Source organism: Streptomyces sp. NPDC058620 (assembly GCF_042717135.1).
Classification (GTDB): Bacteria; Actinomycetota; Actinomycetes; order Streptomycetales; family Streptomycetaceae; genus Streptomyces.
The window spans coordinates 1-6,385 of the sequence record NZ_JBHXQO010000114.1; the positions used below are offsets into that span (position 1 = coordinate 1).

At 67.8% G+C, this 6,385-nt stretch carries 4 protein-coding genes; 2 read left to right on the top strand and 2 right to left on the bottom strand.

Annotated elements, in window-relative coordinates; all coding sequences use genetic code 11:
• Window positions 1-167 precede the first annotated feature (167 nt).
• Both ACFWSK_RS37150 and ACFWSK_RS37155 read right to left on the bottom strand, forming a co-directional pair.
• Window positions 168-1,037: a peptidoglycan-binding protein gene (locus ACFWSK_RS37150; protein WP_383796455.1), complete on the bottom strand. Its 870-nt coding sequence runs from the start codon at window positions 1,035-1,037 to the stop codon at window positions 168-170.
• A gap of 560 nt (window positions 1,038-1,597) precedes the next feature.
• Window positions 1,598-2,818, bottom strand: a complete 1,221-nt coding sequence (locus ACFWSK_RS37155; protein WP_383796458.1) for a hypothetical protein — start codon at window positions 2,816-2,818, stop codon at window positions 1,598-1,600.
• A 759-nt stretch (window positions 2,819-3,577) separates the two neighbouring features.
• Between ACFWSK_RS37155 and ACFWSK_RS37160 the strand changes: the two genes are divergently transcribed.
• Both ACFWSK_RS37160 and ACFWSK_RS37165 read left to right on the top strand, forming a co-directional pair.
• Window positions 3,578-4,183 carry a hypothetical protein gene (locus ACFWSK_RS37160; RefSeq protein WP_383796461.1) on the top strand — a complete coding sequence of 202 codons (606 nt, stop codon included), beginning with the start codon at window positions 3,578-3,580 and terminating at the stop codon, window positions 4,181-4,183.
• A gap of 833 nt (window positions 4,184-5,016) precedes the next feature.
• On the top strand, window positions 5,017-5,892 hold the full coding sequence (locus ACFWSK_RS37165; RefSeq protein ID WP_383796464.1) for a hypothetical protein: 876 nt from the start codon (window positions 5,017-5,019) through the stop codon (window positions 5,890-5,892).
• The last annotated feature ends 493 nt before the right edge of the window (window positions 5,893-6,385 follow it).

Here is a 6,385-nt window from a genome sequence, read left to right on the forward strand (position 1 = left end):
CCGCAGCCACCTCATAGACGGCTGCCTCACCGAGACCGGCCTGACCATCAGACCCGTCTGATCAGCAGCACGACATTCCGAGTTCAACCTCAGTAGCCGCTGTGACGTTTCTCCGACACGACAACCCGCTCCCCTGCTGTCACGGACTCCACGCCGGGCGGGGAATCTCAGACTTTGGGGACGCCCAGCCTGTCCCAGCTGAACCGGCCGGGGATACCGTCGGCGGCGCTGCCCTCGAGACCCAGCTTCTGCTGCCAGGCAGCGTAGGACCTCACATCGCCCGGTCCCCACACGTCGATATCGGTGTTGGACGTGTAACGGTTGCAGTCTTCGGCGACGAGCCGGACGTGCATTCTCGCGATGATGGGTGACTTGCGTCCCGCCTGCAAGAACGATGTACCGGGGAACGGCTCGAACTGGGGCTCAGCAGGGGACGGTCCAGGCGGCTGCGACTCGAACGCCGGCCAGGAACCGGGGTCGACATGGTCGTTTTCCGGGACATGGGCATGGGCGTACCACCCGCCCTGTGACTTCCACTTGTCGGCTGGACACGTATCGCGGGACAGGGATGTCGGTCGACCCATCGGCCAGACCTCCGGTACGCCCCAGGAGCTGATCCAAGCGTTGAGATTGCCCCAGCCCTTGCAAGGGGTGTCGACCAGCCTTGCGAACACCTTGCCGTTGACTCGGCAGTGCGGGAAGAACAGGGCCTCGATCTGGATGACGACCTTGCCTGCCCGGTTGGTACGAGTACCACCGGCGGCGTCGAAAACGGCTCGACTGCGGGAAGTGGCGGGGAAGAACTGGGCGAACGCCCCTGTGAAGGGATCCCAGAGTATGTGCGGAGCCCGGCCCTTACCACTGCCGGTGAAGAAACCCTTGAGATTGGCGAAGGGGACCAGATCCAGGGGGGCCGCGGCAGTGGCCTCCCTGTCCGCCGTGATGTGCGCGATAGCCCTTGCGGGGAACTCGGGGGCACACGGCGCATGGTCCCCGACGTCCGCCCTAAGGGCTTGGGGCATCCATGGATCAGGCATGGTGAGATCCTTCCCTCGCACCGCACACGACAGAGGGGGTGCTGCAGGGGTGAACAGAGGTCGGTATCAGCCCCTCCCTCGCTTCCTACGATGCGTCTGATGGGCAGCTGCAGCAAACGGGGAAGCCGAAGGGAGCGGTTCCCCGGCTTCGGCCGTCGTCAGTGACATGGCTTCCCCCGCGGCCCTGCGAATTGGCGGGTACCCACGGTTCGGGAACAACGAGGAACCCCCGTGCTGGCCACGGCGGTTCCGGCCCGTCCATGGCCAGTCGCTCTCGCGCCTAGCCGGCGCCCTGAGCCGGAGCGCTCCCGCAGTTGTTCCCCTCCCCGGGAGAGGAGACCAAAGCAGCTTCCCAGAGGGCGATTACGCCATTGCTGATGAGGTTTCAGCTCAAATGTTACTCAGCTTTGAATGGTCTAGGACCGCACGGGATCGGTCTCGCAGGCACGGGCGAGCCGCCGGTGCGCGGTCATCCAGGCGAACGTCCGCTCAATTGCCCAGCGCTTGGACTGGGCCTGAAAGCCACGCTGACCAGGCACTTTACGCTGGAGGGTCGTCATCTACCGAGGCCGGTCCGCCGTCGGACGGCCCGGCCCTCCAGGGACGGCGGAACCCTGGTCTGCCTGGTCGGAGCGGAGCAGCGTCACGTGCCAGATCGCACTGGACCGGACATGGATGAAGCCCGGCCCTCTCAGCCGGGCCTCACCGTCGAACGTGCCTTTCCCGGTGATCAGCCGCTGCCCTGTTTCCCCTCCGCCCGTCAGTTCGTCCAGCCAGAACGCACCGCCGTTGCGTTGGCTGACTCGAATCGTGGCCGGACCTCCCAGGTAGCGGAAGAGGTAGGGGCCGTTGGAATTCAGCTTCGTCTCCAGCACCGGCACGAGGTCGTCGAGCGGTTGGAGCCACATGTGCCATGTGCGGTGCGTCTCCAGCCTGACCTGTACCGACTCGCTGCCGTTCGGAGGTAGAGGTACGATCATTCGCCGCACACCGCTGCCGAATTTGATGAGGCGCCGCCTCGCCGGACGGCCCATGAGTTCGGCAGATCCACCGGCATGCAGCCGGATCACGAGGATCACTGGCTGTTCCGTGTCCGGTCGGAGCAGCTCGGTCTCTAGGTTTCCCGACCCTTCTGCACGCTGCGCGGCGGGGGTACCGGGAGGCCACATCCTGTACGGCCGCCAGTTGGTGCCCTGTTCGGGCAGGGGCTGCGTACCGGGAACGGGACGTGGCTGGGCCCGCCGCGTCGGGGCAGGCGAAGGCGTGCGGGGCGCGATCACCGGGGCCTGGCGGGTGGTGCGGGGCGCGGGCACAGGGAGCCTTCCGGTGTCGATCGGCGCGTGCCCCTCCTGGATTCGTATGGCGTCCGCCGCGCAAACATCCACCAGGCGCGGCGCTCCTTCCGGCGGTGACCATCGCACCGCCGCCGTCGACGGACCGTGACGCGGGTCGAAGAAGCACGGTGGACGGCGCGTCGGCAGCAGGTCACCCGCCGCGCGCGCCGACGCGCACGCGAGTGCGTGCCGGCCGTCCGCCAGGGCACGCATGACGTCCTCGGCGTCCTGTCGATCGCGGTCGCCGACGAAGTCGTTCTTCGCCCGCTCGTACGCCTCCAGCGCGCGTCGCAAGTCCTCGGTCACGAGAGCGTCGGAATCCTGTCCGGTTGGAACGAACACGTGGCGGGCGAGCTCTTCTCCGAATGCTGTGATGTCGGCGTCGATCGGCGCCAACTCGTCCGCACGACGGCGCCGGAACAACCCGCGCCAGTCACGTCTGCCCACGCGCCGCCTCCCCGTCCCACTGCTTCCCGGTCCCGCGGCCGGGCGGGCCGCGCACAGGCGATCGTAACTGCCGTGCCGAGGGCGGATGAGCTGCCCAGCAACAGAAGCGAGCGCCCGTCCACCACCTGGCGTTGCGGAAGACGACTGCGCACCGACCGGTCCCGGCGGGACGCCAACTCCCCGAGTCATACGCTTCCGGAACACAGTCGCTTCACTCCCCCAGCGCAGCGCGACGAGCCACGGCTCCTGATCCTGCGGCCGCGATGCGAGGTACCGGCGAGGAGCCCGCACTCGTGTCGGCCTGAAGGGCCGGTGGGTCGTACGACGGCCATCGAAGCACACGGTGAGCGTTCGATGGGCACAAGCGCGTGCGAGCGCGGGCCGGGTCTGGTGGAGCTTCACGAAGTCTTCTTCAGCGCGCAGTTGGGATCCTCGCAGCCGCTCAGCCGCTCTATTGCCACCAAGAGGTGGACCACAGCGTGTCCTCGCTCTTGCTCACCGAACTCGAGCCCCATCAGGGTTACCTCTGAGACACACACTGCCGTGAAGGTGTCCGTCCGCCTACGCAAAGTCGCTCCCACCTGCACCACGATCCACTGGTGAGGCACGCCATAAGCCCTTCGAATGATGCGCCACGCTACCCGGCCCATGGGGCGGCGGTGCACACGGCGTCCCGCCCTCCCAATGCCCCCACCCGATCGGGGTAGCCGAACGAGCAGTCGCCGACCGTCGATGCCCTACCGGAAAAGGAGCACACTCATGCGCCTCTACGCCCAGACCCCGGCACGTCGGTGCCGCCAGGTCCTCGCGGACCTGATCGCCGCGACCCTGATCTACGCCGCGGTGAAGCTGGCCTTGGCCGTGCGCGACGCGATCATGCGACTGGCTGATCCGGGCCGCAAGGCGGAAGACGCCGGCACCAGCCTCTCCGACGGACTCGTCGACGCGGGCGACGCCGCCTCGAAGGTGCCGTTCGTCGGAGACCAGTTGAAAAAGCCGCTCAGGTCCGCCGCCGAGGCCGGCACCGGGCTGGCCGACGCAGGCCGTTCGCTCCAGGACACAGTGGGCCAGGTGGCGACGCTGACCACGGTCGCCCTGATCGTCATCCCGACGGTGTTCGTGCTGCTGCTGTGGCTGCCCCCGCGCCTGCGCTGGATCCGCCGCAGCGCCGTCACCCGGCGAATCGCTGCCGGAGCGGGCGGCGCCGACCTCCTCGCGCTGCGCGTCCTCGCCGGCCCGCCGCGCGAACTCGCAGCGTTGCCCACGCCACCCGGCGGCTTCGCAGCAGCTTGGCGGCGCGGCGACGAGCAGGTCATCGCCGACCTGGCGGCGATCGGCCTGCGGCAAGCGGGTCTACGCTCCTGACGGAGGAACAGTCCCGGAGCAGGCGGTGGTGGTGCTCCAGCAGAGGAGAGGAAGAGAGGGACGCCGAAGCCGGTGCTGGTTTTCTCCACGGTGCAGGAGGGGTCCGGCGATGCCCCTGGCCGAGCGGGAAGCAGCCCTGGTCGAGACGTTGCAGCAGCACGCGAGGACCGGTAGACCCCTGGTCCAGACGGCTCCAGACACCTTGGACTACAAGATCACGAAGGAATGGGATCCGACCGACCCACTGTTCCACGTCAGCCTCAAGGCCCTGGTCAGGGAGGTCAGAACGGGCGGATCGGATCCCCGCCGTCACTGGGTGGAACCCGGCGGACGCTGGGAGCTCATCCTCCCGTTGCTCGAGCAGACCCTCGCCCAGGTCGGGGTGGCCCCCCTCTGGGTGCGTCACGCCGCTGTCATCGACCGCGCGGACGGCGACGGGCAGGTCCCCCCTGGACTCTCTCGCTGTTCGCCGCGGACAAAATCGGGCCCGGCCGGGTCCGGCACCGCCTCAAGGGCAAGCTGATCAAGGGAGGGAAATCGGGGGCGTCTGGGACGAATGGGTCGTCGCCGCCGAGGCATACGAGGCGGCTGGCGTCGCCCGGCAACTCGCCGGCCCCGATGCGTCCCACCTGCTTCCACAAACCCTCGTCTTCCACGGCCGCTACGAACGCTTCCGGGAGTGGGTCAACGGCGAAGAAGGGGCCCGTCTCGGCCTCGCTCCGATTCCGCATGACCCGCTCAACCTGCGAATCCTGCGACGCACCCTGGCCGTCGAGATCGTCCACCGCCCCGGCGGACTTCTGGCCGCAAAGATCCAGCTCAAACACCTGTCCGTGGTCATCACTGAGGGCTGTGCGAACCGGCCCGGCGGAGCACAGGCCAAGTTCCTCGCCGAGGTCGGCGAGTCAGAACACAACCGCAACCTCACCCTGACCCTGCAGGCATTCCGCGACTTCCAGGCAGGCCACCAGTCAGTCGGCCCGGGCGCCCGTGACCTCGTGAGCTTCTTCGAGTCCGTCGAGACCGAACTCCTCCAGGACACGACCGGCCCGCAGATCAAGCGCAGCGACCAGGAAGTGATCAACCTGCTGTCGCAGCGAGCCGGCACCCTGCACCTGGGCATCGCGAACTACTGCTGGTTCATCGACCCGGACAAGGCCCTCTGCCTCAAGCTCGGCCAGACCAAAGACCGCAGCCGGCCCCTGGCCGGGATGTGTGACTCTGCCCGATGCCCGCAGGCCACCCACCACCCCTGCCACCGGCCCGTCTGGGCTTCAGCAGCAGTCAGCAGCAGGGTCTTCATCGGCAAGATCAGCCGGTCCCAGAAAGCCGAGAAGGCACGGCTCACGGCCGAGGCCGAGCGGGCCCCCACATCGTCGCCGCCATCGACGCGGCCCTCACCGCCACCCCTGGAGGAGTGCATGGGCAGGATCAGTGACACCGACCGGACCCGAAACGAGGCAGCCATCCGGGCCGCCATGGACCGGCTCCTTCGCGGCGAACTTCCACCCGGCGGCCGATGCGACCTCAAGACCCTCGCAGCAGAAGCGGGAGTGACCCGCACCGGCTTCTACCCGAAGAAGGACCGCAACGGCAGCGTTCGAGAAGGGCCATACCAGCACCTCAGTGACGAGTTCGTACCGTCTGGCGGCCCTCCGGGAGGCCGGGAAGGCGCCAGAACCCCAGAGACGCCCAGATCGCACGCCTGAAGGCCCAGAGCGCCGAGCTGAAGGACCATCTCGCCGACAGGGACAAGTCCATCGAAGAGCTGACCGCGTTCAAGAAGCTCGCGCTATCCCGGCTCGCCGCCCAGCACGACGAGATCATGCACCTCCGCAGCCCGCAGCCGTCCCCCCGAACCGACTCCACCCGCCAAACTGACCACCGTCCCGCGCGCCAGGACCACCATCATCGGCACCTGTAGCTGACGGCAGGCAACAGAAGCCTTCACAAAGTGAGTTCAGAACGCACGGCAAGCACAGAGCTGGAGCTGGCCAGTACTCCAGCCATAGATCGTGATCTCTGATCGGGGCTGGCCCCAGGGCCTCGGCACACGTGAGGGTGCTCGGTTTTCGGGGCGGGTGCGTTAGCGCAATGAGTGACGCTAACGAGCTCGTGCATGGTTGGCGGTGCGCGTCGAGGGCCGAGGTTTGGCCGTCGTGTTCACATTCGCACGCTGCTGGCGATGGTGGCGGTCTGCTG

Coding starts and splice junctions, on each gene's coding strand:
- ACFWSK_RS37160 (WP_383796461.1), top strand. CDS start 3,578: ATGCGCCTCTACGCCCAGACCCCGGCACGTCGGTGCCGCCAGGTCCTC.
- ACFWSK_RS37150 (WP_383796455.1), bottom strand. CDS start 1,037: ATGCCTGATCCATGGATGCCCCAAGCCCTTAGGGCGGACGTCGGGGAC.